Here is a 24,185-nt window from a genome sequence, read left to right as displayed (position 1 = left end):
GTTCAGCCCTTGAACAGGTGACGCGAAATAGGCGTGCTGAAGGTGATGCTGCTGGTTTCCTTGTCTTTGGTGAGCCACTCAATGATGAGGCGCGACACGAATACGGCCGACAGGAAGGAGGTCAGTACGCCGATACCCAGGGTGATGGCGAAGTTCTGAACCGGACCCGTGCCGAAGAAGCCCAGGATAACGGCAATCAGCATCGTCGTTACGTTGGAGTCGAAGATGGCCGAGAAAGCGCGGGCGTAGCCTTTGTTGATGGCGTCTTTTACGGTCAGGCCATGGTCCAGTTCTTCGCGGATACGCTCGAAGATCAGTACGTTGGCGTCTACGGCCATGCCGAAGGTCAGCACCAGACCAGCAATACCGGGCAGGGTAAGGGCCGTGCCGAACTGGGCCAGTACGCCCAGAATCAGGAAGCCGTTGAAGAGCAGGGCAGCATCAGCTACCAAACCAGCCTTGCCGTAGTACACGGCCATGAAAATCATGATCAGCACCAAGCCAGCCAGCGACGAGTACAAACCCTGGTTGATGGCTTCCTGACCGAGCGAAGGACCTACTACGGCCTCTTCCACGATGCGAGTAGGAGCGGGGAGCTTACCGGCCTTCAGTACGTTGGCCAAGTCCTGAGCTTCTTCAATCGAGAAGTTGCCCGAGATGCTGGAGTTACCACCGGCAATTTCAGCCTGTACCACGGGAGCCGAGTACACGTAGTCATCAAGCACAATAGCCACCTGGCGGCCGATGTTGGCCGCCGTCAAGCGCTGCCACTTCTTGGCACCCGAGGGGTTCATTTGCATGCTTACCTCCGGACGACCACCCTGGTCGTAGTCCTGGCGGGCATCCGATACTACCTCGCCACCGAGCGGGGCGGTAGCCTCCCGCGACTTGCGGATGGCGTAGAACTGCAAGTACTCCTGGCCTTCGATTACGTCGGGCTTCACACCCCACAGGAAGGTCAGGTTGGCGGGCAATACGTTGCGCACCTCGGGGCTCTTCATCAGGGCATTCACGCGGGCAGTGTCGCGCACGTTCGAGCCCAGAGCACCGGGCATCGTGAAGAGCTTGGCCAGGGCGTTGCCCTGCTGGGGATTAGCCGAGTCAGCCTTAGCAGTCGTAGCGGGCTTGTTCTTAGCCAGCTGGCTGGCCAGGGAAGAAGAGTCGCCGGCGGCAGCGGTAGCAGCCGTAGCGGTAGTGTCGGTGGTAGCGGCGGGAGTAGCAGCGGCGGTGCCGTTGAGTTTCTCAGCAGCTTCTTTGGCGGTCAGTACTTCGCTGAGCTGGTTGAAGTAGGGGCCGAACTCGTCGGTGCGCCATACTTCCCAAAACTCCAGCTTGGCCTGGCCCTGCAGCAGCTTGCGCACGCGGTCCGGGTTGTCGACGCCGGGCAACTCGATCTGGATGCGGCCCGTGCCTTTCACGCGCTGGATGTTGGGCTGGTTTACGCCGAACTTGTCGACGCGGGTACGCAGGATGTTGAAGGAGCGGTCAATAGCTTCTTCCTCTTCCTTGTCGATGGCGGCAATTACCTTCTCGTTGGGCGAGTTGATGTCGATGCCCCGGCTCTTGTTGGTCGTGTTAGCAAAGATGCGGGCCAGCCGGTCGTTGGGCGCGATGGTGCGGTAGGCCTGGGCAAACAGCGCCGTGAAGGGCGTCGATGGGTTGGTCTTCTGCAGCTCCTGGGCCTGAGCCAGCGCCTTGTTGAAGTTTGCGTCCTTGGAGTTGCCCGACATAGCGCGCACGATTTCCACCGGCGACACTTCCAGCGTTACGTGCATGCCGCCTTTCAGGTCGAGGCCGAGGCCCAGCTCTGAGGCGCGTACGTCACGGTAGGTATAGTCGGCACCCAGAAAGCTGAATACCGGAGCGCGCCACACTGAGTCGAGGTAGTGTTGGCGCTGACGCTCGTCGAGCTTGCCACCCTGGGTAGCGTACGCCACCGCGTCTTGCTGAACGCCGCGCGAGACGTAGGTGAAGAAGAGAAAGTACGCGCATAAAGCCGTCACGACGGCCGTCAGCGCGATAATAAGTCCTTTATTACGCATTGAGAGAAAGTAAAATGTATTCGGGAAAGTAATCCGGATCGGGCGGCGGAGCTATGTCCGCGGCGCGTCAACTGCACTTGCAAGGGCAAGTCGGCTCCTAATAGAGCCGCACAACAGAACCGCCTCCGTTAGGGAGCGTGTGGCGACAGGGCTGCCACCAGCAGCCGGGAACGAAACAAATCAGGAACGGCACTGGGCCGGGGCTGCAATATGGCCGCTTGCTGTTGCAGACGGGGCCATACCAACGGTTCGAAGTCGGGCTGCCAGGCATCGGCGGCCGGAGCCAGCCATAAGCCCAGGGGGGCCGTGGCTTCTAAAAGAACTTTTTGCTTTACCAGAGCCGCTTTAGGCCCAGCACCCACGCGCGTTTCCTTGCCCACCGGAACCCGGTAGGTAGCAACGGCCTGATGGTTCAACGACAGCACAAACAGCAGGGTAGCTGTGAGCAGCGTGAAGCGCAGGCGAGGCAAAAAGTGGGAGATAAAGACGGACATTCTCAAGGCAATGGCTACAAATATAGCCAAACCCGGTAGCGCGGGCAAGGGAAATCCGGCAGATTAAGCCCAAAAAGACTAACAAACGTTATTAAAATCCGTAGCCAGCCACCGCGCAATTAGCCCTGTGAGCAAGTCAGCCCGCTGAAATTGGGCTAGGCCTGAGCCAGCAAAAAGCCTCGGGCAACTCCTTTTCAGAAGCGGCCCGAGGCTTTTTGTCTTGTCCGAAACAGGCTATTGTTTGGCTTCTACTACTTTGTTTCGCAGGAAGGAAACCAGCACCTCCAAGCCCCGGTCGAAGTGGCGGTTGTTGGGAATTACGATGTCGGCATCCTGCTTGAAGGGCTTGATGTACTTCTCGTAGGTCGGCGCTACGTGGTTGGTGTAGCGGTAAAGCACGTCTTCCAAATCATAGCCCCGCTCGTCCCGGTCGCGCACGATGCGGCGCTGCAGCTTCACGTGCTCCCGGGCATCGATGTATACTTTCAAGTCGAGCAGTTTGGCTACTTCCTCGAAGTAAAATACGAAGATGCCTTCCACGACCACGATAGGGGCGGGCCGGAAGACCAGCTCGGCCGGCTTCACGTTCGGGTTGTTGAACGTGTATTCCTGACGGCGCACCTCCCGACCCTGGCTGATTTGCAGCACATCGGCGGCATAGGCAGCCGAGTCGATGGAAGAGGGCAGGTCGAAGTTGGTGACGCCATTGACATCAATCGACTGGCTTTCGCGCGGGTGGTAGTAGTTGTCCTGCGAAATCAGGCAGATGTCTTCTTCAGGAAACGAGGCCAGCAGGCGGCGCAGAAAGGTGGTCTTGCCCGAGGCGCTGCCGCCCGTAATACCGACGATGAAAGGATGTTGCATGGGGGTGGGAAGTGGCCCGTACCGACAGGGCCAACCCTGCAAAAGTAACAAAATGACTTGTGCCGCGGTGTTTTTGGGCCCTTATAGCCGCGAATATTTCCGGTTTGGCTACCGTTTTCCCGCCTGAGCTTCTAAAAAGCGTATCAACTGCTCCACCGCCCGTGCCCGGTGACTCAGGGTGTTTTTCTCGGCCAGACTCATTTCGGCGAAAGTCAGACTGTGGTCGGCGGGCTGGAAAATAGGGTCGTAGCCAAAGCCGTCCGCGCCCCGCACCTGTTCGGTAATGGTGCCGTCTACGGCCCCGGCAAACTCGTGGACCGCGCCGCTGGGCAGTACCAGCGCCACCACGGTCCGGAACTGGGCCGCGCGGTTAGGCTGGCCTTGGAGTTCCTGCAGCAGCTTGGCCACGTTGTCGGCGGCGGAGCGCTGGGGACCGGCGTAGCGCGCCGAGTACACGCCCGGCTCTCCGTTCAGGGCGGCTACTTCCAGGCCGGTGTCATCGGCAAAGCACGAAGTCTGGTAGTTATTCCACACGTATTCGGCTTTCTGGCGGGCGTTGCCTTCCAGCGTGTCCTGGGTTTCGGGCAATTCCTCGTGGCAGCCAATGTCGCGCAGACTTACGAGCTCAATGCTGGCCGGCAGCAGGGCCCGGACTTCGGTGAGCTTATGCTCGTTATTCGTAGCAAAACAGATCCGCATCGGAAGGAAGAGGTGAGGTGGTGAAATTGTGAGTAGAAACGAGGCACCTAAGGCAAGCTCAGTGCCTCGCTTTGGCCGCGCCAGTAAGCTGCCGAGCAAAGATACACGCACAAAAAAACCGGCTCAGAGCCGGCTTGAGTATTTGATAACTCTCTATTTCACTCCTAGCGAAACATGGACTTGATGCTGCCCCAGGAGCGCTGCACGGCGCTGGGCGTGGTGCTGAGCACGGTAGTATAGTTCTGGTCACCGGTGGTGGTGTGCACCGTCAGGCGGTACGTGAAGGGGCCCCCACCGGTGGTGCCGGCCGTGCCGCGGTACATGTTGGTGTCCAGAAACTGGTAACGCCGCTGGCTGCCGGGCGCCTGGGTGGCCAGGTGGGCAAAAGCCGGCTCGTTGTTGGCCTTGCGCCAGAGGTCGTAGCCCTGCACGCCGGCTTCGTTCGTTATTTCCCACTCCACGCGCACGTTGGTGCCGTCAAAGTTGGCCTGAAACAGCGTAATCGTGGCCCCATAAGCCAGCGTGCCTATTAGTAGGCCGATTACGGTGAATAAAGTAGCGGTACGAAGCATAAAGGGACAATAGGGAGAGTAGAATATAGTCAGGGCGAAACCAAAAATATGCATTTTCCAGTTCTTTCGGCCAACAATCCTGTTAAAAGTAGAAAAGACGGCCGACGTTTTTAAAATCCGGAGCTAACGTGTACTTTTGCAGTCCCTTCCGCAAAATCGGCAGGGCCAGAAGGTTTAAACGGCATCACGACCATGAAAAAAGACATCCACCCCGAGTATCGCCAAGTTGTGTTCCAGGACACGTCCAGCGACTTTAAATTCATCACCCGCTCGACGATGAACTCCAACGAGACCATCACGATGGAGGACGGCAAGACGTACCCCGTCATCAAGGTGGAAGTTAGCAGCGCCTCGCACCCTTTCTACACCGGCAAAAACGTGTTTATCGACACCGCTGGCCGCGTTGAGAAATTCCGCAACCGCTACCAGAAGAAGTAGTTCTGGCCAGTGGCCGCAAGCGGATGCCTGCAGCTTACTAGATTATACAAAACTCCTTTTGGCCCGGCCAGAAGGAGTTTTTTGTTGCCTCAACGCCTGAGTTTTCGGCCTGGCTTACCTGCAAAGTTGACGCCCAGGCAAGCGGTTGTAGGCCTGAGGCGCTAACTTGCGGCTTTGTTTTTCGCTTATCTTTTCTTGCCCTGCATGACTGTTCTGCTCTTCGACGACCCCGCCATCCGGCCCCGCCTGTTGCCCTTTACTTTTACCCGCCCGGTAGCGGCCCTGCGCTGCGGCATCCTGACGGTGGCCGAAAAGTGGGAGCGCCGCCTCGGGCAGCCCGCGCACTACCTTACCGAGCAATATCTGCAGGCCAAGTATCCCGCCGGACCCATTGGGGGCCAGCCCTAGTTATCAACGGGCCGTATGTCCCGACGAGCTGCTGGCCAAGCAGGTGCAGGCGCTGCAGCCGGGTGAGGCCTTGATGGACGGCAACTTGCTGGTAGCGGCTCATCTTGCTGAAGCCCGTAATGTGGCCGAGCTTATTCAGGACGGCTTTTCCAACACCAGGGAAGTAGCCGAGCCGGTGCTGGCCCTGCGGGAAGTGTGGCACTTGTTTTTACACAACGGCGCCGAAATCCGCCGGGACTTTGCCTTGCTCACCCATGGCCGGCAGTCGCAGCCCGTGGGCGACGCGCATACCATCGTGTACGCCCCGAGAACATCTTTATTGAAGAGGGTGTCAAGATTCGGGCGGCTATTCTGAATGCCGAGGACGGGCCGATTTACCTGGGCAAAAACTCCCAGGTTCATGAGGGTGCCATTATCAAGGGCCCTTTGGCCTTGTGTGAAGGTTCGCACATTAATGTCGGGGCCAAAATGCGTGGCGACAACACCGTAGGGCCCTACAGTAAGGTAGGTGGGGAAGTCGGCAACTCCATTTTGCTTGGGTATTCCAACAAAGGCCACGACGGCTACCTGGGCAACTCCGTCATTGGGGAGTGGTGCAACCTGGGCGCCGATACCAATACATCGAACCTGAAGAACAACTACGCTCCGGTTAAAATCTGGAGCCACAGCGCGGGCCGCTTCGTCAATACCGGCCAGCAGTTCTGTGGCCTGATGATGGGCGACCATAGCAAGTGCGGCATCAACACGATGTTTAACACCGGTACAGTGGTCGGAGTAGGGGCCAACATTTTCGGAGCCGGCTTCCCACGCACCTTTATTCCTTCCTTCAGCTGGGGCGGGTCTGCGGGCTTCGAAACGTTCAAGATGCCCAAAGTGGCCGAAGTAGCCGAGCGGGTTATGGCCCGCCGTAATCTGCCTTACGATGCTACCGAGCAGGCCATCATGCAGCACGTCTTCGACACTACCGCCAAGGACCGGATCTGGGAAAAGGCCGTCGGCAAAGACGTTTCAGCTCCGACCACCGAGTAAAACAGTGCATGCCATGCGACCATACCGGGTAGAATATGTGCAGCTGGACAGCTGGGAAGCAGAACTAGTTGGTTTGTGGCTGGCCGAGAATGAGCAGTGGCTGTTGCTGCGCAACATCCCGGGTGATTATGTAGTGGATGGCTATGTACTGGTTGCTAAGTCGCACATTGTAGGGCGTAAGGCTCCGGCCGGCCGTAAGCAAACCGAACAGGTATTGAAGCTTAAAGGCATTGGTACGGACTTGCCGGAGAGCTTTGCTTTCGGCAGCGTCGTCGAATTGCTGAGGTACGCCGAGCGCCACTTTAAGCTGTTTCAAATTCAGGATGAAGAGGAAACCTGCTTTTGTGGGCAGCTGCGCGACGCTGACGAAACCAGTTTCCGGATCAACAGCCTCTCCCCACGCGCCGAGCTGGACCTAAATTACGACCTGCGGTTTCCATTCGATGAGCTGGTTACTATCGAATTCGGGAATGACTACCTAGATTCGCTGCAGCTGCTGTGGCACCACAAGGCCCGCCGCAAATGGAAAATTGACCAGCGTAGTCAGTCAAACTGATGCTGCGCCGGCACAAGCCGTTCTTCCACGCCTGCGCCGAGTTGCCTAGTAGAAAGGAGCCGGCCACTGGTCACTACTAACCCTTTGCCCGAGTAACCAACCAAGCAAATGCGTTTTTCTGAAATACCCGGTCAAGCAGAGATTAAGCGCGTGCTGGTGCAAACGGTGCACCGGCAGCACGTGGCCCACGCCCAGCTGTTTCGGGGAGCCGAAGGCTCGGCGGCCCTGGCCCTGGCCTTGGCTTATGCCACGTTTCTGAACTGTGAGCAGCGCGGCCCCGGGTCCCAGGATTCCTGCGGGCAGTGTGCGGCGTGTCAGAAAAATGACAAGCTCATTCACCCCGACCTGAACTTCATCCTGCCCGTCACGACCACCAAGGCGGTGTCGAAGGATGCGGTGAGCAGCAAATTCGCGGCGGATTGGCGCTCATTCGTGCTCGAAAACCCTTATCAGGGCCTTAACGACTGGATGCAGCACATCGGGGCCGATAACAAGCAGGGCAGCATTTCCAAGGAAGAGAGTCTGCAGCTGCTGAAGCTGGTTTCGCTCAAGGCTTTTGAAGCCCAGTTCAAAATTGTCATTATCTGGCTGCCGGAGCTAATGCATCCGGCCGCGGCCAACGCCGTGCTTAAATTGCTGGAAGAACCGCCACCGGCCACTATTTTTCTGCTCGTAAGCTTCTCGCCCGAACAGCTGCTGCCCACCATCATCAGCCGGGTGCAGCCAGTAGTGGTTCGTCCGTATTCCGAGGCCGACATTTCCGCCTTTTTGCGCGATGAGCACCAGGTGCCCGAGGTGAAGGCCCGGCAAATTGCCCAGCTGGTGGAAGGCAACCTGGGCGCGGCCCTAGCTGCCCGCGAAGCCGCCACCGACAACGACTACTTCACCTTCTTTGTGGAGTGGATGCGGCAGTGCTACGGCTACAAAGTCGATTTGATTCTGGCCAAAACCGACGAGTTCCAGAAGATGGGCCGCGAAAATCAGAAGGAGTTCCTGCAGTTCGGTCTGGGCATTCTGCGCAAGGTGCTGCTCTACAGCATCGACGCGCAGTTTGTCCCTCACCTGCCCGCTGCCGAGCAGCAGTTTGTGGCAGGCTTCAGCCGCTTCGTGCATCGTGCCAATGCCGACGCCCTAACTCAGGAGCTCAACGATGCGCACTACCATATTGAGCGCAATGCTAACCCGCGCATGGTCTTCGTGGATATGTCGCTACGGATTGCTGAATTGCTGAAAATGCCCGTTTAGAGGCTGTAAACGCAGAAAATACAGTTTGCTAATTTGATATAGTGGGCGCTAAAAGCCCTATAGGCAATTCCTCGCGGCCCCGCGGCTACCTTTGCAAATCCAAGTAAGCGCCCCGCTTTCGGAAACCAAAAGAAAACTTTTTGTCCCGTTTGGGTGTCGCCTCAAATTACCACCTTTCTTCCCATGGTTTTGAATCGTCCCATTCGTATTGGTACCCGCGGCAGCCGGCTGGCTTTGTGGCAGGCGCACCACGTGGCTGCCTGCCTGGAGCTGGCCCAGCTGACTACTGAAATTGTCATCATCACCACCAAAGGCGACGTAGTGCTGGACCGCTCCCTCGATAAAATTGGCGCCAAGGGCGTGTTCACGGAGGAGCTGGAGGAAAGCCTGCGCTCGGGCGCAATTGATATTGCCGTGCACAGCGCCAAGGACGTGCAAAGCACGATTCCGGCCGACCTGGAGCTACTGGCTTTTATGGAGCGGGAGAAAGTCAACGACGTCATCGTCAGCTACGACCCCGACCTGGATTTGAGCCGGCCCGACCTGATTCTGGGCACGAGTAGCACGCGCCGTAAGGCTGTGCTGCGCCGCCACTATCCGCACGCTACCACGGCCGAGGCCCGGGGCAACCTGCAAACCCGCCTGCGCAAGCTGGAAGAAGGCCAATATCACGCCCTGGTGCTGGCTTACGCCGGCGTGCACCGCATGGAGTACGACACGCTGATTCGCCACGTGCTGCCCGAAACGCAGTTTGTGCCCGCCACCGGGCAGGGCAGCGTGGCCGTGGAGTGTGCCCGTAGTCTGGAGCCCGAGTTGAAAGCCGAACTGCAGCGCATCCTCGACCACGAGCCGACTCATACTTGTCTGCTGGCCGAGCGGGCTTTCCTGCGCACCATGGAGGGCGGCTGCAGCATTCCCTCGTTTGCCCTGGCTACGTTCACCGACAGCGGCGCCCTGCAGCTGCACGGCGGCCTCGTCAGCCTCGACGGAGCGCAGTACCTGGAAGAAATTATGACGACGGCCGACCTAGCCCAGGCCGAAGCCATGGGCACGGAGCTAGCCGAACGGATTCTTAGCCGCGGCGGCCGCCAGATTCTGGACGAAATCCGGAGCCAGCGGGCCGTGAGCTAGCTGCTGCAATACCCAACAAAAAAGGCCGGAACTGACTTCCGGCCTTTTTTTATGCTAATGCGGGTTGCTCCTGTCTGGAAGGGGCGGCGAGTTTGTTGCGCAGCCAATACAGCAGCAGGGCGAAAATAGCCCCGCTGGTATCGGCCAGCATGTCCTTTTGCGCGTCCCAGATGTCGCCCTGGCTACCCAGAAACGCCGCTCCCGCGTCGCCACCGGCCGTTTCGGCATACACCCACTCGATAAGCTCGTAGGCCATGGCCACCGTCCCGATAACGCAAAGCGGAAACAGGTAAGCCACAGCGCGGTTGCGGATAACTTGGTACCGGTCGAGCAGCTCCAAAATGGCAAACGCGTAAAACCCGACGCTAACGTGGGCCACCCGGTCGTACATATTGCGCTTGAAACCAAAAAGGTTGTTAAACCAATCGAACGGCACTTTCTCGAAGGTGTAGTGCCCGCCAATGGTGTGCATAAACAGCAGCACGCTCATCAGCAGATACGCCAGGTTGGAGAACCGGATGCCGCGCATGTACAGCACTACCAAAGCTGCCGCAATGGCGACAATCGGCAGATTTTCGGCCACCCAGGTGCCCCGCTCGGCCGGGTTGATGGCCAGCACGGCAAACAGAATGATATAAGCCAGCAAAAGCAGCTTGGGAAACCAGTGCGGGGCGGCGTGGCCGAAGGAGAAGCAGACATATGGGAAGAGAATGAAAGACGAGCTTGGCGCAGAATACGGATATTTTGCAGTTTCGCCGCCGAAGGCTTAAAAAGACTGCCTGATACGGCCCGCTGCCCGAGCCTTCAGCCTTTCAGGGAAGAAACCTCGTATCAGCACTTTCGGGGCCGTCAGCATCTGGCCGGCGGGCTTTAGCTGGGGCTGCTGCCCGCCGATTTTGTGGCGCCGCCACCCGAAACCACGTAGTTTTGCCTTCTATCCTTTCACTTACTCCTCGCTATGAAGTCCTTTTCCCGCGCTACGGCGCTCTGCTGGCTGCTGATTTGCTTGCTGGCTCCTGCTTTGCACGCCGCCAAAGCCCCCAAAAAAAGCAAGAAGGATCAGGTGGTCACCATCAGCACTTCCCAGGGCGACATCAGGCTGATTCTGTTTGACGAGACGCCCCTGCACAAGGCAAACTTCCTGAAGCTGGCCCAGAGCGGCTTTTATAACGGCACCACGTTTCACCGCATCATCCAGAACTTCATGGTGCAGGGCGGCGACGGTAACTCCAAAGATGCCGACCCCAACAACGACGGTATGGGCCCGCAGAATGACGTAACCATTCCGGCCGAAATTCGCCCCGAGTTCTCCCACAAGTTTGGGGCCGTGGCCGCCGCCCGGCAAGGCGACATAGTGAACCCCACCAAAGCCAGCAGCAGCTCTCAGTTTTATATCGTGCAGAACCACAACGGCACTCCGCACCTGAACGGCGGCTACACCGTCTTCGGGCAGGTTATTAGCGGCCTCGACGTGGTCGATAAAATTGCGGCCCAGCCCAAGGATATGCGCGACCGGCCCACTACCGATATCAAAATGATGGTGAAAGTGGAGAAGCTGAAGAAGAAGAAAATCACCGAGCTCTACGGCTACAAATACGAATAGCACCGCCTTACCATGACCAAGCGAATTCTGGTAACCGGTTCTAATGGCCTGCTGGGCAAAAACTGGTAGAGCTCCTGCGCCAGCAGCCCGATGTGGAGCTGATTGCCTCCTCGCGCGGCACCAACAAGCTGGCCGGGCTCTATCCAAATCTGCACTTCGTCCCACTCGATGTGACGGACCGCCGCCAGGTGCAGCAGGTGTTGCGGGCCGAGCAGCCTACTCACCTGATTCATACTGCCGCCATGACCAACGTGGACGAGTGTGAGCTGAATCAGGAGTCGTGCTGGCTGCAAAATGTGACGGCCGTAGAATACCTGGTAGAAGCCTGTGAGCAGCTTTCTATTCACCTGACCCACGTCAGTACTGATTTCATCTTCAGTGGAGAGCATGGACCGCTTACGGAGGACGCTACTCCCGGTCCGGTCAATTTCTACGGAGAAAGTAAGCTGGCTGCCGAAAAGGCCGTGCAAGCCAGTTCTGCCCGCTGGGCCATTGTGCGTACAGTCCTCGTGTACGGCACGGCCCACGACTACGGCCGTACCAATATTGTGCTCTGGGTGCGCGATTCACTCCGGGCCGGCAAACAAATCAAGGTAGTCGATGACCAGTTCCGCACGCCCACCCTGGCCGAAGACTTGGCGCAGGGGTGCTGGCTGGTAGCCAAGCACGATGCTGCGGGCGTGTATCATATCAGCAGCAGCGAATTACTCACGCCTTACCAGATGGCGCTGCAGGTTGCCGATTATTTTCAGCTTGACCAAGCCCTGATTGTTAGGGTGGACGCCAATACGTTTACCCAACCGGCCAAGCGCCCCGCCCGCACCGGCTTTATCATCTCCAAAGCACAGCGCGACCTGGGTTACGAGCCGCATACTTTTCAGCAGGGCATTGCGGTGCTAGCGCAGCAGACGGCCAGCTAAAAAGCGGCCTCCACGCATTGGAAGGGTTTAAACGCAAAAAAACCGTTGGCAAAGCCAGCGGTTTTTTTACACACCTATTGCAACAACCTGTGGGTTTTGCCGCTGCGAGCAGAGCAGCGGGTGGCCCGTATTCATTTATTATTCACCGTTCACCGGCGGAACATTTTCATTACATTGGACTGCTTAGAGCAGTCTGAGAAACCGTCTGGCCCATTTGGCTGGCTGTTTCTTATGACAATATTAGGGCAGGAAAGGCCGGGTGTAAAGGATGATTTATTCATAATTGTGACATGCATAAATCAAGTCGGATTGAATTCAAAAAAGATGAAATTGGGGTAAGGCAAGCGCAGTATAAACCTGCGCTCTACGTGGTAAATGCGTTATAGGACATTATTTCAGGGCATTTGCCTGCTTAATTACAGTAGTAGCTGGCTGGAAAATCAATGGGTAATTGTGACGGATTACTTGCTGTTTAATGGGCTTTATCAGCCGAAGAAACGATAAGCCGCCGCAGTGCCAGGATCGTCAGCAAAATAGTGGTGGCAGGAAAGGCAATGAGCCACCAGGCAGTAGGGTCCTGCCGGGCTGTAGCCAGCAAGCGGCCCCAGCTTGCGACTTCAGGCGGTAGGCCCACTCCCAGGAAGGAAAGAGTGGTTTCGAAGCCGATGAGCGTAGCTACACTGAGCGGTAAATAAGCGGCAATGGTTTTACACAGGACGGGCCAAGTATGACGTATAATAATTTGCCAATGCGGTATTCCCAGCGCCTGGGCAGCTTCCACAAAAGGTAACTGCCGAATACGTAGCATCTCAGCCCGCACCAACTGCGCAGAGACTGTCCAGTAAGTAAGCGAAAGTATTGCTAGCAGCGAGAATACAGAAGATGACTGCACTGCGGCAATGGCTAACACCAGAACAAGTCGCGGCACTGAAGTCAGCAGCGCAATGAGGAGAAGCACGCCGGCATCCACGGGATTGAGCGGCGAGAAAAGTGTTTAAAGGAAGCCTGTCGGCACAGAAGTAAGGCTCCACCACTTGCTCCGAGCACCAGAACAAGTCCTGAAAAGGTAGTTTGGAAGAGAAACAGTACTAGCCCTGTACCACCCAGTACCAGCAGCTGCGGCGTGGAAATAGTAAGTCGCCGGTTGCCCCAGTAGCCAGCCAGGCTGCCCAGCAGTGTGCCCAGCACTGTGGCTGCCAGAGCAGCCGGTATACTGATCAGGCAAGCCGTGCGAGCGCCGAAGATGAGCCCAGCCAGCACGTCCCGGCCCTGCGGATCCGTACCAAGCCAGTGTGCGGCCTGCCCGGGCGGCTGGCTAATGGCTCCAAGGTCCGGGGTATCCGGTGCAAAGGATGTGGGCAGTACCCAGGTGCTGCCGGCCGCCAGCAGTACAAGCAAAAGCCACCCTATAGCCAGCCCCCAGCCCCCGGAACGCCTCGTTGCGGACTGTCTCACGTCTCCAGTTGAATTCGTGGGTCTGCTTGGTAGTAGAGCCAGTCGGCCAGGATTTGGCTAAGCAGCCGAACCAATGCTACCAGCAAGACTCCTCCCAGCAAAACGGGAAAGTCCCGGGCCGCAGCAGCTTCGGCAAGAGCACGGCCCATACCGGGTACCGCAAAAATCAGCTCTACTACTACCGCCCCAGCTACCAGGGCGGGCAGCAAATCGGTTATCTGGGTAATGGAGGGAAGAAGGGCATTGCGCAGCGCGTGTCGCCGCATTACCTGACCATGCGCCAGCCCTTTGGCCCGGGCCGTAGTGCTATAATTCTGCTGTAACTCGTGCTGCAGGGACGTGTCAAGTTGTACGACCATTGCCGGGAGACTAACCAACGTCAAGCTCAGCCAGGGCAAAACCAGATGATGTGCGTTGACCAGCCAGCGGGTCAGCCAACTCTGCGCCGGTTCAGAAGGGGCCAGGCCATAAGCCGGAAACAGGTCCAGTAGGTCCGGGTTGGCCAAAAGCAGCAGGAGCAGCAGCGCCACCACGAAAAGCGGCAAGCCCTGCAGCAAATGAAGAATTGCCAACAAGGTGCTGCGCCAACGTCGGGCTTGGCTCAAGCCTATAGCCAGACTGTAAGCCGTGCCGATGGTAAGTAAAAAAGCCCCACTAGTCAGGGCCAGGGTGGAAACCAGAGTTCGGCCCAGCAAGGACGTTACGGGCTGATTATCCCGGAAAGACCGGCCTAGGTCACCGCGTACCATACTGCGCAGCCAGAGGTGATACTGGTTTCGCCAGCCGTTCCACTGCCACCGGTAAGCTACTGTCTCTCTTGATGTTGGAGCCGGAGTAAGGTAGAATAGGGGCAGATCAAGCCCCAGTCGTTGCTGCAGACGAAACTCGGCCGACCGGAGCTGAGCTGCCGTGAGAGCATGGCCGCCCAAGGCACTGCCCTGTAATTCGGATAGCCGTAGCTGGTTGCTAGCCAGCAGCCGGCTTAGTAGGAAGATGATAGAAAGAATTCCCCAGGCCGTAGGCAAGGTGCGCAGGAGGCGGATAAACAGAAAGCGCCCCATTGTTTATTTGGCTCCACTCGGTGCTATTCGGATAGCAGTAGCCGTGTAGCCGGGCCGCAGCCCGGTCACCTGCACATTCGTTACCCGCTGAGACGCTGCCAGGCGGGAACGGAGGAAAAAAAGGACCGTGAGGGGCTTTTCTTCGTGGATCAGGCGTTGGAAGCGGCGCAGCAGGACGGCTTGTCGTGCCTCGTTCTCTTCCGCTGCAATGGCCTCGATAAGCTGGTCGCTGGCGGCATTTCCAAAGCCTGTATAATTACCTGAGCCGATGCTCTTCGAGTGCAGAATCGGCGCAAAATTGTAAACGAAAGGGTTGCCAGTGATAGTAAACAAATATAAGTCAACTGAGCCTGCCCGGAGCTTATCAAAGAATAAAGACGCTTCGAGTGGCTGGGGCTGAATCGGGATTCCTAGCTTGGCGGCGGCCGCTCGTAGCTGCAGTGCTATAGTTTCGAAGGCTGGGTCGCCGGCTCGGTAGCTTAGCGTAAGCGCCAAACGCTGCGGGGTGCCGTTAGTATCCTGGCGAATCCAGCCACCGCTGCCTTGCCGTTGCCAGCCAGCTTTTTGCAACAAGGATGTTGCCTCCTGGGGCGAAAACGTAGGGAGAGGCAGGCTGTCGTTGTAAAATTCCTTGCTATTGGGATTAATCAAACCAACACTGGGGTAGGCCATACCTAGCTGAGTAGCCTGAATCAGCGCCGGAACATCGAACAGGCTGCTCAGCGCCTGCCGCGTAAACCGATCCTGTAGCAGGGGTTGCCGGGTATTGAAACAGGCCGTTATCATCTTGTATGAGTCGGCCGTGAAGAACTGCAGCTTAGATTTAGAGTCAACTTCCTGCCGCAACCGCTGAAATTCCCTGGCCGGCATCATCGGAAATACGTCAATATCTCCGCGCCGCAGAGCTAGCAAAGCCGTTGCCTCATCGGGGATAATCTGATAATCGAGTTGTTGGGGATGGGCCTGCAGGGGTAGTAGAGGGGAGTGCAGCGTATCAGCCCACCAATGTGCTTTCCGTTTAAAGGTAAGAAAGCGCCCCGGCTCCCACTGCGCCAGCGTGTAAGCACCACTCCCGGGCAACCGCTCCGGGTGATGATCCAGCTGGGCTTGCTTATAACGCTGTACAAAAGCCCCAACAACCGGATTACGCCGATCCGCAGTCGTATCGGCTCGCAAAGCAGCCAGAGAAATAGGCCGCAACTGGCCTTGTGGGTCCAGGGGATATTCCGGAAGGATGACATAGTCGCCCGACGACCACGCATACTCTGGGGAGTGGCCCGCGCAGACGAGGGTAAAGCGGCGCGGGTCGGCTGGGTCAAGGCGAATGTCCCGTATGAAGCCCCATTGTGCCTGATTAGACTCGATGGGCAACCCCGGGCAGTTCATTACCTTGAGGGTAAAGGCAACATCACGAGCCAGAACTGGCTGGCCGTTGTCCCAGACCGCCTCGGGTCTTATTCGGTAGGTGAGTAGCGTCAGGGAATCTGTGCGCTCAACAGTAGGCAGGGCCTCGGCCAAGCAGGGGGTAAATTGCTGACGGCTGGGGTCTACAAACAACAAACTGGAATACAGCATATTTGCTGCTTCCAGTGAATTCTCATTGGGAAGAACTAGTGGGTCAAGATTTTCTGGGTCCCGCTCCCAGCGTATGCGTACGGCCGGAGCAGAATCTTCCCGGTGGGTAGAGCAGGCGCTGAAAGCGCCGCTCACCACGACCAGAAAACCAAACAAAAGGTGCTTCATGAAGATGTCAGTGCTCGGAGTGAGGTCCGGGCAAGTTAGCTAACATTCGACAGGAAGCAGAGCGCCAGCTCGAAGTAGGCTTAAATCACCCCGCCGCCCCAGCCGCCGCCACCTTGCTCCGTTTCAGTAGGAGTAGGCGTAATGCTGATAGGAGTGGTATCGGCTGTTTTAGGAACAGGGTTAGCCTCGGTAGTAGCAGTAAAGCTGGCGAGTTGGAGCAGGGCAATTGCGATAAGTTCTAACATGGCGCTTTAGGAGGTTGAGTCGTTCAAGAGTTTGAATGACACAAATTTGCTTTATAACCGGGCTGGCGTAAAGGAAAGATATTGTGTAAAAGTGACTTGAAGTTTTAGCCTATAAAATTGGCTTTAATGCATCTCATAGGCGATATATAGCCTATGCTTAGGTAAAAGAGTAGCTGATAAGACTAATATGTGGCCCAGGTTTTTTGCAATTGTGACTTTTTGATTTTGGGGTGGGTAAAATTACCCAACTACAAAGGTGCAGAAGGGTTCGGCAAGTAATAAAGGAAATATTTTGAATATTTGTGACAAGGGTTATTGCCTTTTCTCCATCTTGCAAAGCTGCTTTCAGCATTTACAGCCCTATTTAGCACATGGAAAAATTAAGCAATCTGGCGCGGATTGTGACAGACCGCCGAGTGAAAGAATCTCCGCTATTCGACTTTGCAGCTAAAAAATCGACTAATAAGGACCTAAAACTCATTCGGATCCTGGAGGAGGCGCCCGATAGTACCCAGTTGCAGCTAACGAAAGCCCTGTACGGGAAGTCATCAGCCACCAGCAATACCTCTTTTCGCAAGCTTAAGTCGCGGGTGCAGCAGAAACTGCTAAATCATCTCTATTTCTTAGAGCAATCGGACCCGCGTCACTTGGTATCAAGAAGATACGAATTGCAATGTATAGGGTTATACCACCAAGTAACGATTTTATACGGGGAAGGGGAGTACATGCTAGCCGAGCAATTGCTGCGCAAATGCCTGCGGCAGGCGTTGGAAGGCGAGTTTACGGAATATGCTGTATTGGCTACCCGGCTTTTAGGTAAGCTGTATGTTGATTTACGGCAGCCGGCGCGTTATCGGGCGGCAAGCAAACAACTGCAACAACTGCAGCAGTTAATGGCTTTGGAGGACGAGGCCGGGCAGATTTACTGGAGCAGCAAGATGGCGCAGGCGCACACGGTACGCGCCCGTCGCGCCCTGCTAAACGATTTGCCTGGGTACTTGGCGCAGTTGCAGCAATTGCATGAAAAAGCCCGTAGCTACACCACCTTCAACTATCTGTATCTTATTCAATTGACCCTGCTCGAGTTTACGGGCAATTACGAGGAAATCATCAAGATCACCACGGCCACGGAAAAGCTGTGGGCCAAGGGCAAGATAAACCGGCGTCGCTTCGATAGCCGTTTTAATAATTACATGACGGTTTATGCCTATCTGCACAACAAGCAGGCGGCTATTGGATTAAGCCTTTCCGAAGACTATCTGAAAGACTTTCACCCTTCGTCGGGTAACTGGTTTTTCTTTATGGAAAACTACGTGCTGCTGGCCTTGCACGCTGGGCAGTACAGCCAGGCGCAGCATCTGCTGGAAATGGCCCATAAGAATCCATATTTCCGGAAACAGCGAGCGGCAGCCCGGCAGCGCTGGGACTTGTATAAGGCTTATATCTACTTTTTACAGCCGGAAAACTCGCCCCTGACGTTGCGGCACTTCAACCAGTTTGTGCAGACGGTACCCGACTACAGCCGGGATAAGCAGGGCTATAATGTGGCTATTCTTATTTTACAGTACCTAAACTTTTTGCGCCGCCAGGATGTGGAAAACCTGCTGGCTCGCTTGGAAAGCCTGCGTAAATACGAGCAGCGGCACCTGCGGGAGTCGGCAACGTTGCGTAGTCAGCTGTTTTTTCGGCTGCTGGTACTAACGGTAAAGGAGAATTTTGACCCCGAATCTTGCGAGAAGAAAGGTCGTCCACTGTTGCACCGCCTGCACGAAGCTCCGCAACCCGGGGAGGCATACGCTGAAATAGAAATTATTCCTTACGAAGCCCTCTGGGGTATTACACTGGATATTCTGCGAGCTAACGTCACGGAAAACAAAGCCGCCGAGCAGGCACGGCGGGCCCGGGTAGCTTAGGGGCGGCTGGCTACTGTATTGGCATGTGGCGCCGTCGTCTTCTTGGCAGGAAGGCCAGGAGCAGGCTTGGCTTTGGGCAGCGTCACCGTCTTGGCAGGCTGAGCTTTCGTAGCCGGAGCTTTCAGAGCCGGAGCGGGCTTAGTCTCCTGGGGAACGGAAGCTACTACCGGAGCGGCAACGGCAGGCGTAGCAGCCGTAGTGACGGGAGCAACGGCCGGAGCATTGGCAGCCGCTACGTAGCTTTCGTAGCGCTTATACTGAGCATCGGATAGCACACTCTTCAACTTCTCGGCATATTCTTTCTCCACCACGGCCATTTTGCTTTGCAGCATGGCCGGGTCGATGCTGTACATCTGCTTGATTTCCGTTTCCTGCACCAAACGCTCGTAAGTAAAGCGCTTTACCTGCTGGGTGCGGGCATCGTCGAGGGCAATTTGCTGGGCCAGGGTCCGGGTGTTAGCCATGGCCTGAGCCCGCAAATCCGGGGCTTGCTGAGCCTGTAGGTTTCCAATAGTGAAGCAGGCAGCAATCAGAGCGGAGAAGCAGAATTTCTTCATAAGAAGAGTTGGCAGAATAGGTGTGATATATAGGTGATGTCACAAAGAAACAAAAGCATATTGATATAATACTGTATCCGAAAAAATATATTGTAGTATGGCAAGAATCAATAGTGTAACTCAGGTGTAAGGCGCAAAATGAGGTCTTTGTGGGTTAAAGGACCTCTGGAGCTACGGCCTCATGCCGACAAAGAGAAGCCCGCAAAAACCAAACGGATAAGTTGGTCTTCGCGGGCTTCTCTTTGTCTGTTGCCCAATCGAGTGAAAAAAGCTTACCGGAATATCGAGCAGCAAATAGCCGTGCGTAACAACCGAAAGCAGGGGAGGCGGCTAAAACTTGTTGAGCCGTTGCAGCACCTCGCGCAGATACGTCTGGCCGATGGGAATCTGCTTGTTTTCAATGGTGATGGTATTATCCTCAATGGCCTGCACGCGCTTCAGATTGACAATAAAGGAGCGGTGGGCGCGGACAAAAATGGAAGAGGGAAATTTCTCCTCCACGGCTTTCATCGTGCTGTACACGATCAGCTTGCTGTGCGGCATAACGATGTGCACGTAGTCGCCCAGGGCCTCGACGTAGCTAACATCATTAAAGAGCACCTTGACCAGCTTCGTATCAACTTTGACAAAGGTAAAATCTGGGTCGGTGCCGGCCGCTATGGCTCCGGCGCTGGCCGAAGCGGCGGCTGAGAGGCTGGCATCAGCGGAAAGCTCCAGCGCTTTTTGGGCAGCTTTCAGAAAGCGCGCGTAGCTGATGGGCTTCACCAGATAATCGACTACATCGTGCTCAAAGGCCTCTACTGCGTAATGCTTGCTGCTGGTAATGAGAATAACCAGCGGCGGGTTCTGGAGCGTGTTGAGCAGGTCAATGCCCGACATCAGGGGCATTTCCACGTCCAGGAAAAGCAGATCAACGGGCTCAGTGCGCAGCACTTCGGCAGCAGCCATGGCGCTGTCGTAAGTTCCGATGGCAGTGAGAAAGGGCGTATTGTTGATACAGTTAATAACGATTTGGACGGATAGCGGATCGTCATCTACAACAAGGCAACGTAGGGGCGAGGAGGGTGCTGGCATAACGCCAAAGGTATAAGAAGAGGTGAGAAAGAGAAGCGCAGCGTGACGGGCTTACCGGCGGAGGTGGTTTTGGAGCCGAAGCTCCAGGTGGGGATACAGCGCGGCCAGTTGATGACCTATCATGGCAACTAGGTGCGAAGCCCCGTCCGCATCGGCCGGCGTAGGGGGCCGTTCGAGCTTTTCCAGGTGTTGCTGAATAGCCGGAACGTCGAAATATACGATTTGCCCTTTCAGCTTGTGGGCCATGCGGGCCAGCGCCTGCCGGTCGGGATTGGCAACCGTAGCAACCAGCTGTTGGTAGAGCCCAGGCGTTTGCTGGAGAAAGGTGGTGATTATTTGGGCAATAAACGCCTCGTTGCCGGCAGCCAGCTCTTCCAGCAAATGCCACCCGGGCCGAATGGTGCCGATATCGGTTGGGTCGGGAGTGGCGGGGCGAACAGCCGGAACCGGGCGGGCCCGCCCAGTATGGCGCACTAAGCTAGCGTGCAGCAGGGTGGGCTCGAAAGGCTTTGCCAGAGTCTCATTCATGCCGGCGGCCAGGGCGCGGGCCTGATCGGTGGGCGAAAAGGAGGCGGTAAGGCCGATGATGGGCAACTGTTGCAGATGCCGCAGCCGCCGCAGCCGCCGGGTGGCCTCATAGCCGTCCATTTCGGGCATCTGAATGTCCATCAACACTGCGTCGAAGAGCTGGGTGCTGGCTGCTTCTACGGCCTGCCGCCCGTTTTCGACCATCGTGGGTACAACATTCCATTCCTCCAGGGCCCGGCACACCACGAGCTGGTTGAGCTCATTGTCGTCGGCGACGAGCACGCGCAGGCTGGGTTCGAAGGGTAGGAGCACGATGGAGGAAGCGGGCATTGCAGGAAATAGCTATACGACGGCCGGCAACAAATTACTTACCGGTAACCTTAAACTCAGTGCGGCGGTTGAGCTGCCGGCCGCCTTTGGTGGAGTTGGTAGCCACTGGCTGGGAGTCGCCGTAGCCGGCAAAGGTAAGACGGCCTTTGTCGACGCCTTTGCCTACAAGGTAATCCACTACGGCTTTGGCGCGGCGCTGCGACAGGTCCTTATTGTATTCGGCCTTGCCCACGTTGTCGGTGTGGCCCGAAATTTCGAGGCGCAGGGCCGGCGTTTCAACCATCAGCTTCTGCAGCCGCTCCAGCTCGGCGGTACTTTCCTTTCGCAGCGTGGCTTTGTCGAAGTCGAAGAAGATGTTGTTGAGCACCACTTTCACGCCCACATCCAGCTTCTTCAGGGCAATATCCTTTACTACTTCCGAATAGGCCGCCCCAGCGGGCAGGTCAAAGTTTTCGGAGTGGAACAGGTAGCCTTCCTGGCGCACCACAATACCGTAGTTGACGCCCGAAGGCAGCGAAACCAGGTAGCGGCCCGACTGCGCATTGGCCCGGAACGAGGCAATCAGCTCGTTGCGGGAGTTGTCGACTACGTCGATAGTAGCCTCCAAGGGCTGCTTGGTGGCTTCGTCCGTCACGACGCCTTTAAGAATGGTTACCTGGGCCGTGGCAATGGGCACGGGCGGAGCCAAGGAGGCTTCCTTCACCGGCTGGGCGCGGGAAGCCAGCAACTGGTCTTCCTGCGACAAAACCGGCGGTTTTTCGGCGCCCAGGAAGGTAATCTGGTAGATGTCCTTGCTACCCAGGCCGTCGTCGCGGAAGGAGGAATAATAGCCGTGGCGGCCCGAGGCCGAAATCACGAAGAATACGTCATCGTCGGGCGTGTTGATGGGCCAGCCCAGGTTTTCGGGAGTACTCCACTTGCCGTTTTCAAACACCGACTTAAAGATGTCGTAGCCGCCCATGGAGTTGTGACCCTCGGAGCTAAAGTACATCGTTTTTCCGTCGGGGTGCAGAAACACGCCTTCCTCGCCGTAGGGCGTATTGATAGTCGGGCCCAGGTTGACGGCCGGTCCACGGCCCTCAATTTCAACTTTGTAAATGTCCCGGCTGCCCAGGCCGCCCGTCTTATCGGTCACGAAGTAGAGCGTGCGGCCATCGGGCGTGTAGGCGGCCGACGACTCGTGGGCCCGGCTGTTGATGCGGGAGCCCATCTTTTCGGGCTTGCGCCAAGCGGCACCACGCAGTTCGGCCTCGTTCAGGTCGCCGCCGTTGTCTTCCAGATATACCAGCAGGCGCTGCCCGTCGGGTGAAAGACCCACGGTCGCGTCGTGGCCCTCGTTATTGACAGGCTTGCCCAGGTTGCGGGCCGGCGACCAGCCCGAGGCCGTGCGGGTGCTCTGGTAAATGTCTTCGAAGAAACCGCCGGTTTCCGGGTCACGCTCCTTGCCGGTGGAATTGTCGCGGCGGGAAGTGAAGAGAATAACCGACTCATCGGCCGAAATCACGGGGCCGTAGTCGGCGTAGGGCGAGTTGACGGACGGGCCCGCGTTGTCGATAAAGACGCGGGAAGGCTTTTGCTCCAGCTTGCGGCCATTCTCGCACTCCTGAATTTTCTTGGTGATGGTGGCCATGATTGCCGCCGCATTCTTGCCGGTAGCGGCGGGCTGGGCGGCCTTATACTCGGCAATGGCTTCGGCCCACTTGGCGTTCAGGTGCAGGCTGCGGCCCAGCATATAATGGATGCTGGGGTCAATATCCTTGTTGAGCTGAAAGGCTTTCTGAATGTAGGGCAGGGCCCGGGGCTTATAGCCCGAGTGCAGGTAACAGTCGCCGATGCGCAGGTTGAGGCGGGCGTTGTTGGGGTTAAACTTCTGGGCTTCGAGGTAATGGGGCAGGGCCAACTCATATCGGGGCGGGTCCATGTCGTACCATTCGTCGCCAGTTTTGATTTCCTTCTGGGCTTCCTTCAGCCCGTCTTTGTTGGATTTGAAATTGTCTTTGTCAAACTCAACGTTTTGGGCGGCGGCCACCTGAGCCAGCAGCACCAGCGCTATCAGCAGAATTCTAGACATAAGGGCGGTTTTCACGCTGAAGTAAGAGCGGAAGAGTAAAACAGAAAGGTGCTATTGGGCGCCGCAGCCGGAGTTAGCGGCGTAGTTGGTGCCGGTTTCTAGGCCCAGCTCCGCGGCTTTGGTCCAGTCCTGGCAGGCACCGGCAGCATCGCGCAGCATTTCGCGGGCGTGGCCCCGGTTCATGTAAGCCTCAGCGTACTGGGCGTTCAGGGCAATGGCCTTGCCGGCATCGGCGGCGGCACTTTTGTAGTCTTCCAGCTTGATGTGGGCCGCGGCGCGGTTGTTCCAGGCAAAGGCGTAGTTGCCGTCCAGCTCAATGGCCTTGCTGAAGTCTTCCACAGCGCCTTTGTAGTCGCCGGCTTCGTAGCGGGTACTGCCGCGGTTGGTGAAGGCCGTGGCGTTGTCCTGCTTCTTACTCAGATAGGCATTGTAGTCGGCCAGGGCGCCTTTCAGGTCGTTGGCCCGGCGCTTGGCGGCGGCCCGGTTCAGCAGAGCCGGCAGAAAGTCGGGCTGCAGGCTCAGAACCTTGGTGTAGTCCTGAATGGCCGCGTCGAAGTTGTTGAGCTTGCGCTGGGTACTGGCCCGGTCGTGGTAGGCGTAAGCGTAGTTCGGGTCGGCTTTGATGGCCGCGTCGAAGTCTTCTTTCGCCGCCTTAAAGTCGCCTTTCTCGAAGCGCAGGGCCCCGCGGTAGTACCAGGAAGGCGCGTAGTCGGGCTTGATTTCGGCGGCTTTGCCGTAGTCCTGTTCGGCCTCGGTGGGCTTGCCCAGCGCCTCTTGAGCCTGGGCCCGACCAAAGTAGTTGCTGAAGCCAGTAGCTTCAAGCTTGATGGCCTGGTCGTAGTCCTGTACGGCCTGCTGATATTCCTTCAACTCGTAGCGGGTGGTGGCGCGGTTGTAGAAGGCCTTGGCGAAATCGGGCCGGAGTGTAAGGGCCCGGTCGAAGTCCTGAATGGCGGCCCGGTAGTTCTTGCTGTTGTACTTGGAAACGCCGCTGTTATAGAGCTTTTCCGCCTGCTGGGCCGGCGGCAGGGTCGATGCCCGCACGGTATCTACCTGAGCCTGAGCAGCCGCTCCCGAGAGGCACAACCCCAGGGCAAGGAGTATGATTTTCTGCATAACCTGTAAATGGAGGAACCTGACTCCTTAAATGTACTTTTATTTGGTCTAACGCCCCAACTACGACAATTCTTTCTTGTCAATAGCACTT

General features: G+C 56.9%; 25 protein-coding genes. 10 read left to right on the top strand and 15 right to left on the bottom strand.

From position 1 onward, the window contains the following. Window positions 1-2: 2 nt before the first annotated feature. The 5 genes from secD to MUN79_RS28010 form a co-directional block, all read right to left on the bottom strand. The gene (gene secD / locus MUN79_RS28030; RefSeq protein WP_311136626.1) at window positions 3-2,042 is read right to left on the bottom strand and encodes a protein translocase subunit SecD; all 2,040 of its coding nucleotides are present in this window, start codon (window positions 2,040-2,042) and stop codon (window positions 3-5) included. Window positions 2,043-2,170: 128 nt separating this feature from the next. Continuing rightward, on the bottom strand, window positions 2,171-2,536 hold the full coding sequence (locus MUN79_RS28025) for a hypothetical protein (protein WP_244675732.1): 366 nt from the start codon (window positions 2,534-2,536) through the stop codon (window positions 2,171-2,173). Window positions 2,537-2,770: 234 nt separating this feature from the next. After that, a complete protein-coding gene (locus MUN79_RS28020; RefSeq protein ID WP_244675731.1) occupies window positions 2,771-3,400 on the bottom strand; it encodes a uridine kinase family protein in 630 nt (209 codons plus the stop codon). 108 nt (window positions 3,401-3,508) lie between these two features. Next, window positions 3,509-4,099, bottom strand: coding sequence for a non-canonical purine NTP diphosphatase (locus tag MUN79_RS28015; protein WP_244675730.1), 591 nt, complete (start codon window positions 4,097-4,099; stop codon window positions 3,509-3,511). 164 nt (window positions 4,100-4,263) lie between these two features. Further along, window positions 4,264-4,671: a hypothetical protein gene (locus tag MUN79_RS28010; protein WP_244675729.1), complete on the bottom strand. Its 408-nt coding sequence runs from the start codon at window positions 4,669-4,671 to the stop codon at window positions 4,264-4,266. A 192-nt stretch (window positions 4,672-4,863) separates the two neighbouring features. On the opposite strand from MUN79_RS28010, the gene MUN79_RS28005 reads away from it, so the two are divergent. The 7 genes from MUN79_RS28005 to hemC all read left to right on the top strand — a co-directional run bounded on the left by MUN79_RS28005 (window position 4,864) and on the right by hemC (window position 9,478). Beyond that, complete coding sequence (locus MUN79_RS28005; RefSeq protein WP_244675728.1) at window positions 4,864-5,109, top strand: type B 50S ribosomal protein L31; 246 nt, start codon at window positions 4,864-4,866, stop codon at window positions 5,107-5,109. A 204-nt stretch (window positions 5,110-5,313) separates the two neighbouring features. Continuing rightward, a complete protein-coding gene (locus MUN79_RS31570) occupies window positions 5,314-5,517 on the top strand; it encodes a putative sugar nucleotidyl transferase (protein WP_311136625.1) in 204 nt (67 codons plus the stop codon). Further along, window positions 5,501-5,872, top strand: a complete 372-nt coding sequence (locus tag MUN79_RS31565) for a putative sugar nucleotidyl transferase (RefSeq protein ID WP_311136624.1) — start codon at window positions 5,501-5,503, stop codon at window positions 5,870-5,872. Before MUN79_RS31570 ends, MUN79_RS31565 begins: the two co-directional genes overlap by 17 nt. Beyond that, the gene (locus tag MUN79_RS31560) at window positions 5,830-6,546 is read left to right on the top strand and encodes a hypothetical protein (protein WP_311136806.1); all 717 of its coding nucleotides are present in this window, start codon (window positions 5,830-5,832) and stop codon (window positions 6,544-6,546) included. The genes MUN79_RS31565 and MUN79_RS31560 overlap by 43 nt, the downstream gene beginning before the upstream one ends. Before the next feature lie 13 nt (window positions 6,547-6,559). After that, window positions 6,560-7,102: a hypothetical protein gene (locus MUN79_RS27995; protein ID WP_244675727.1), complete on the top strand. Its 543-nt coding sequence runs from the start codon at window positions 6,560-6,562 to the stop codon at window positions 7,100-7,102. A 108-nt stretch (window positions 7,103-7,210) separates the two neighbouring features. Next, the gene (locus MUN79_RS27990) at window positions 7,211-8,347 is read left to right on the top strand and encodes a DNA polymerase III subunit (protein ID WP_244675726.1); all 1,137 of its coding nucleotides are present in this window, start codon (window positions 7,211-7,213) and stop codon (window positions 8,345-8,347) included. A gap of 189 nt (window positions 8,348-8,536) precedes the next feature. Next, window positions 8,537-9,478: a hydroxymethylbilane synthase gene (gene hemC / locus MUN79_RS27985; protein WP_244675725.1), complete on the top strand. Its 942-nt coding sequence runs from the start codon at window positions 8,537-8,539 to the stop codon at window positions 9,476-9,478. A 49-nt stretch (window positions 9,479-9,527) separates the two neighbouring features. Here hemC and MUN79_RS27980 read toward each other — a convergent pair whose 3' ends face one another. Beyond that, window positions 9,528-10,124: a DUF2238 domain-containing protein gene (locus MUN79_RS27980; RefSeq protein ID WP_244675724.1), complete on the bottom strand. Its 597-nt coding sequence runs from the start codon at window positions 10,122-10,124 to the stop codon at window positions 9,528-9,530. 312 nt (window positions 10,125-10,436) lie between these two features. On the opposite strand from MUN79_RS27980, the gene MUN79_RS27975 reads away from it, so the two are divergent. Both MUN79_RS27975 and MUN79_RS27970 read left to right on the top strand, forming a co-directional pair. Then, entirely contained in the window at window positions 10,437-11,081 is a 645-nt protein-coding gene (locus tag MUN79_RS27975) for a peptidylprolyl isomerase (RefSeq protein WP_244675723.1), read from the top strand. A 92-nt stretch (window positions 11,082-11,173) separates the two neighbouring features. Beyond that, window positions 11,174-12,001: an SDR family oxidoreductase gene (locus MUN79_RS27970; protein WP_311136623.1), complete on the top strand. Its 828-nt coding sequence runs from the start codon at window positions 11,174-11,176 to the stop codon at window positions 11,999-12,001. 472 nt (window positions 12,002-12,473) lie between these two features. On the opposite strand, the gene MUN79_RS27965 is transcribed toward MUN79_RS27970, so the two are convergent. From MUN79_RS27965 to MUN79_RS27950, 4 genes are all read right to left on the bottom strand, one after another. After that, window positions 12,474-12,971 (bottom strand): ABC transporter permease, encoded by a 498-nt coding sequence (locus tag MUN79_RS27965; RefSeq protein ID WP_244675722.1) that lies wholly within the window; start codon window positions 12,969-12,971, stop codon window positions 12,474-12,476. Window positions 12,972-13,452: 481 nt separating this feature from the next. Beyond that, the gene (locus MUN79_RS27960; protein WP_244675721.1) at window positions 13,453-14,517 is read right to left on the bottom strand and encodes an ABC transporter permease; all 1,065 of its coding nucleotides are present in this window, start codon (window positions 14,515-14,517) and stop codon (window positions 13,453-13,455) included. A gap of 3 nt (window positions 14,518-14,520) precedes the next feature. Next, the gene (locus tag MUN79_RS27955; protein ID WP_244675720.1) at window positions 14,521-16,260 is read right to left on the bottom strand and encodes an ABC transporter substrate-binding protein; all 1,740 of its coding nucleotides are present in this window, start codon (window positions 16,258-16,260) and stop codon (window positions 14,521-14,523) included. Window positions 16,261-16,340: 80 nt separating this feature from the next. After that, on the bottom strand, window positions 16,341-16,505 hold the full coding sequence (locus tag MUN79_RS27950) for a hypothetical protein (RefSeq protein WP_244675719.1): 165 nt from the start codon (window positions 16,503-16,505) through the stop codon (window positions 16,341-16,343). A gap of 371 nt (window positions 16,506-16,876) precedes the next feature. Here MUN79_RS27950 and MUN79_RS27945 point away from each other — a divergent pair, with 371 nt between their 5' ends. Then, complete coding sequence (locus MUN79_RS27945; RefSeq protein ID WP_244675718.1) at window positions 16,877-18,418, top strand: hypothetical protein; 1,542 nt, start codon at window positions 16,877-16,879, stop codon at window positions 18,416-18,418. Here MUN79_RS27945 and MUN79_RS27940 read toward each other — a convergent pair. The 5 genes from MUN79_RS27940 to MUN79_RS27920 form a co-directional block, all read right to left on the bottom strand. Continuing rightward, window positions 18,415-18,975, bottom strand: a complete 561-nt coding sequence (locus tag MUN79_RS27940) for a hypothetical protein (RefSeq protein ID WP_244675717.1) — start codon at window positions 18,973-18,975, stop codon at window positions 18,415-18,417. The two genes, MUN79_RS27945 and MUN79_RS27940, sit on opposite strands and share 4 nt — an antisense overlap. A gap of 330 nt (window positions 18,976-19,305) precedes the next feature. Next, window positions 19,306-20,049: a LytR/AlgR family response regulator transcription factor gene (locus MUN79_RS27935; RefSeq protein WP_244675716.1), complete on the bottom strand. Its 744-nt coding sequence runs from the start codon at window positions 20,047-20,049 to the stop codon at window positions 19,306-19,308. Between the two features lie 51 nt (window positions 20,050-20,100). Further along, window positions 20,101-20,907, bottom strand: a complete 807-nt coding sequence (locus MUN79_RS27930; protein ID WP_244675715.1) for a response regulator — start codon at window positions 20,905-20,907, stop codon at window positions 20,101-20,103. Window positions 20,908-20,941: 34 nt separating this feature from the next. Further along, complete coding sequence (locus MUN79_RS27925) at window positions 20,942-22,978, bottom strand: OmpA family protein (protein ID WP_244675714.1); 2,037 nt, start codon at window positions 22,976-22,978, stop codon at window positions 20,942-20,944. 51 nt (window positions 22,979-23,029) lie between these two features. Then, window positions 23,030-24,094: a tetratricopeptide repeat protein gene (locus MUN79_RS27920; protein ID WP_244675713.1), complete on the bottom strand. Its 1,065-nt coding sequence runs from the start codon at window positions 24,092-24,094 to the stop codon at window positions 23,030-23,032. Between the last annotated feature and the right edge of the window lie 91 nt (window positions 24,095-24,185).

This window comes from Hymenobacter cellulosilyticus, from assembly GCF_022919215.1.
GTDB classification, from domain to species: Bacteria; Bacteroidota; Bacteroidia; order Cytophagales; family Hymenobacteraceae; genus Hymenobacter; species Hymenobacter cellulosilyticus.
This window is presented reverse-complemented; position numbering and strand designations above follow the sequence as displayed.

What these genes read in the sequence shown, in the direction of transcription:
- secD (WP_311136626.1), bottom strand. Translation starts at nt 2,042, where the DNA reads ATGCGTAATAAAGGACTTATTATCGCGCTGACGGCCGTCGTGACGGCT.
- MUN79_RS28025 (WP_244675732.1), bottom strand. Translation starts at nt 2,536, where the DNA reads ATGTCCGTCTTTATCTCCCACTTTTTGCCTCGCCTGCGCTTCACGCTG.
- MUN79_RS28020 (WP_244675731.1), bottom strand. Translation starts at nt 3,400, where the DNA reads ATGCAACATCCTTTCATCGTCGGTATTACGGGCGGCAGCGCCTCGGGC.
- MUN79_RS28015 (WP_244675730.1), bottom strand. Translation starts at nt 4,099, where the DNA reads ATGCGGATCTGTTTTGCTACGAATAACGAGCATAAGCTCACCGAAGTC.
- MUN79_RS28010 (WP_244675729.1), bottom strand. Translation starts at nt 4,671, where the DNA reads ATGCTTCGTACCGCTACTTTATTCACCGTAATCGGCCTACTAATAGGC.
- MUN79_RS28005 (WP_244675728.1), top strand. Translation starts at nt 4,864, where the DNA reads ATGAAAAAAGACATCCACCCCGAGTATCGCCAAGTTGTGTTCCAGGAC.
- MUN79_RS31570 (WP_311136625.1), top strand. Translation starts at nt 5,314, where the DNA reads ATGACTGTTCTGCTCTTCGACGACCCCGCCATCCGGCCCCGCCTGTTG.
- MUN79_RS27995 (WP_244675727.1), top strand. Translation starts at nt 6,560, where the DNA reads ATGCGACCATACCGGGTAGAATATGTGCAGCTGGACAGCTGGGAAGCA.
- MUN79_RS27990 (WP_244675726.1), top strand. Translation starts at nt 7,211, where the DNA reads ATGCGTTTTTCTGAAATACCCGGTCAAGCAGAGATTAAGCGCGTGCTG.
- MUN79_RS27975 (WP_244675723.1), top strand. Translation starts at nt 10,437, where the DNA reads ATGAAGTCCTTTTCCCGCGCTACGGCGCTCTGCTGGCTGCTGATTTGC.
- MUN79_RS27960 (WP_244675721.1), bottom strand. Translation starts at nt 14,517, where the DNA reads ATGGGGCGCTTTCTGTTTATCCGCCTCCTGCGCACCTTGCCTACGGCC.
- MUN79_RS27955 (WP_244675720.1), bottom strand. Translation starts at nt 16,260, where the DNA reads ATGAAGCACCTTTTGTTTGGTTTTCTGGTCGTGGTGAGCGGCGCTTTC.
- MUN79_RS27950 (WP_244675719.1), bottom strand. Translation starts at nt 16,505, where the DNA reads ATGTTAGAACTTATCGCAATTGCCCTGCTCCAACTCGCCAGCTTTACT.
- MUN79_RS27945 (WP_244675718.1), top strand. Translation starts at nt 16,877, where the DNA reads ATGGAAAAATTAAGCAATCTGGCGCGGATTGTGACAGACCGCCGAGTG.
- MUN79_RS27940 (WP_244675717.1), bottom strand. Translation starts at nt 18,975, where the DNA reads ATGAAGAAATTCTGCTTCTCCGCTCTGATTGCTGCCTGCTTCACTATT.
- MUN79_RS27935 (WP_244675716.1), bottom strand. Translation starts at nt 20,049, where the DNA reads ATGCCAGCACCCTCCTCGCCCCTACGTTGCCTTGTTGTAGATGACGAT.
- MUN79_RS27930 (WP_244675715.1), bottom strand. Translation starts at nt 20,907, where the DNA reads ATGCCCGCTTCCTCCATCGTGCTCCTACCCTTCGAACCCAGCCTGCGC.
- MUN79_RS27925 (WP_244675714.1), bottom strand. Translation starts at nt 22,978, where the DNA reads ATGTCTAGAATTCTGCTGATAGCGCTGGTGCTGCTGGCTCAGGTGGCC.
- MUN79_RS27920 (WP_244675713.1), bottom strand. Translation starts at nt 24,094, where the DNA reads ATGCAGAAAATCATACTCCTTGCCCTGGGGTTGTGCCTCTCGGGAGCG.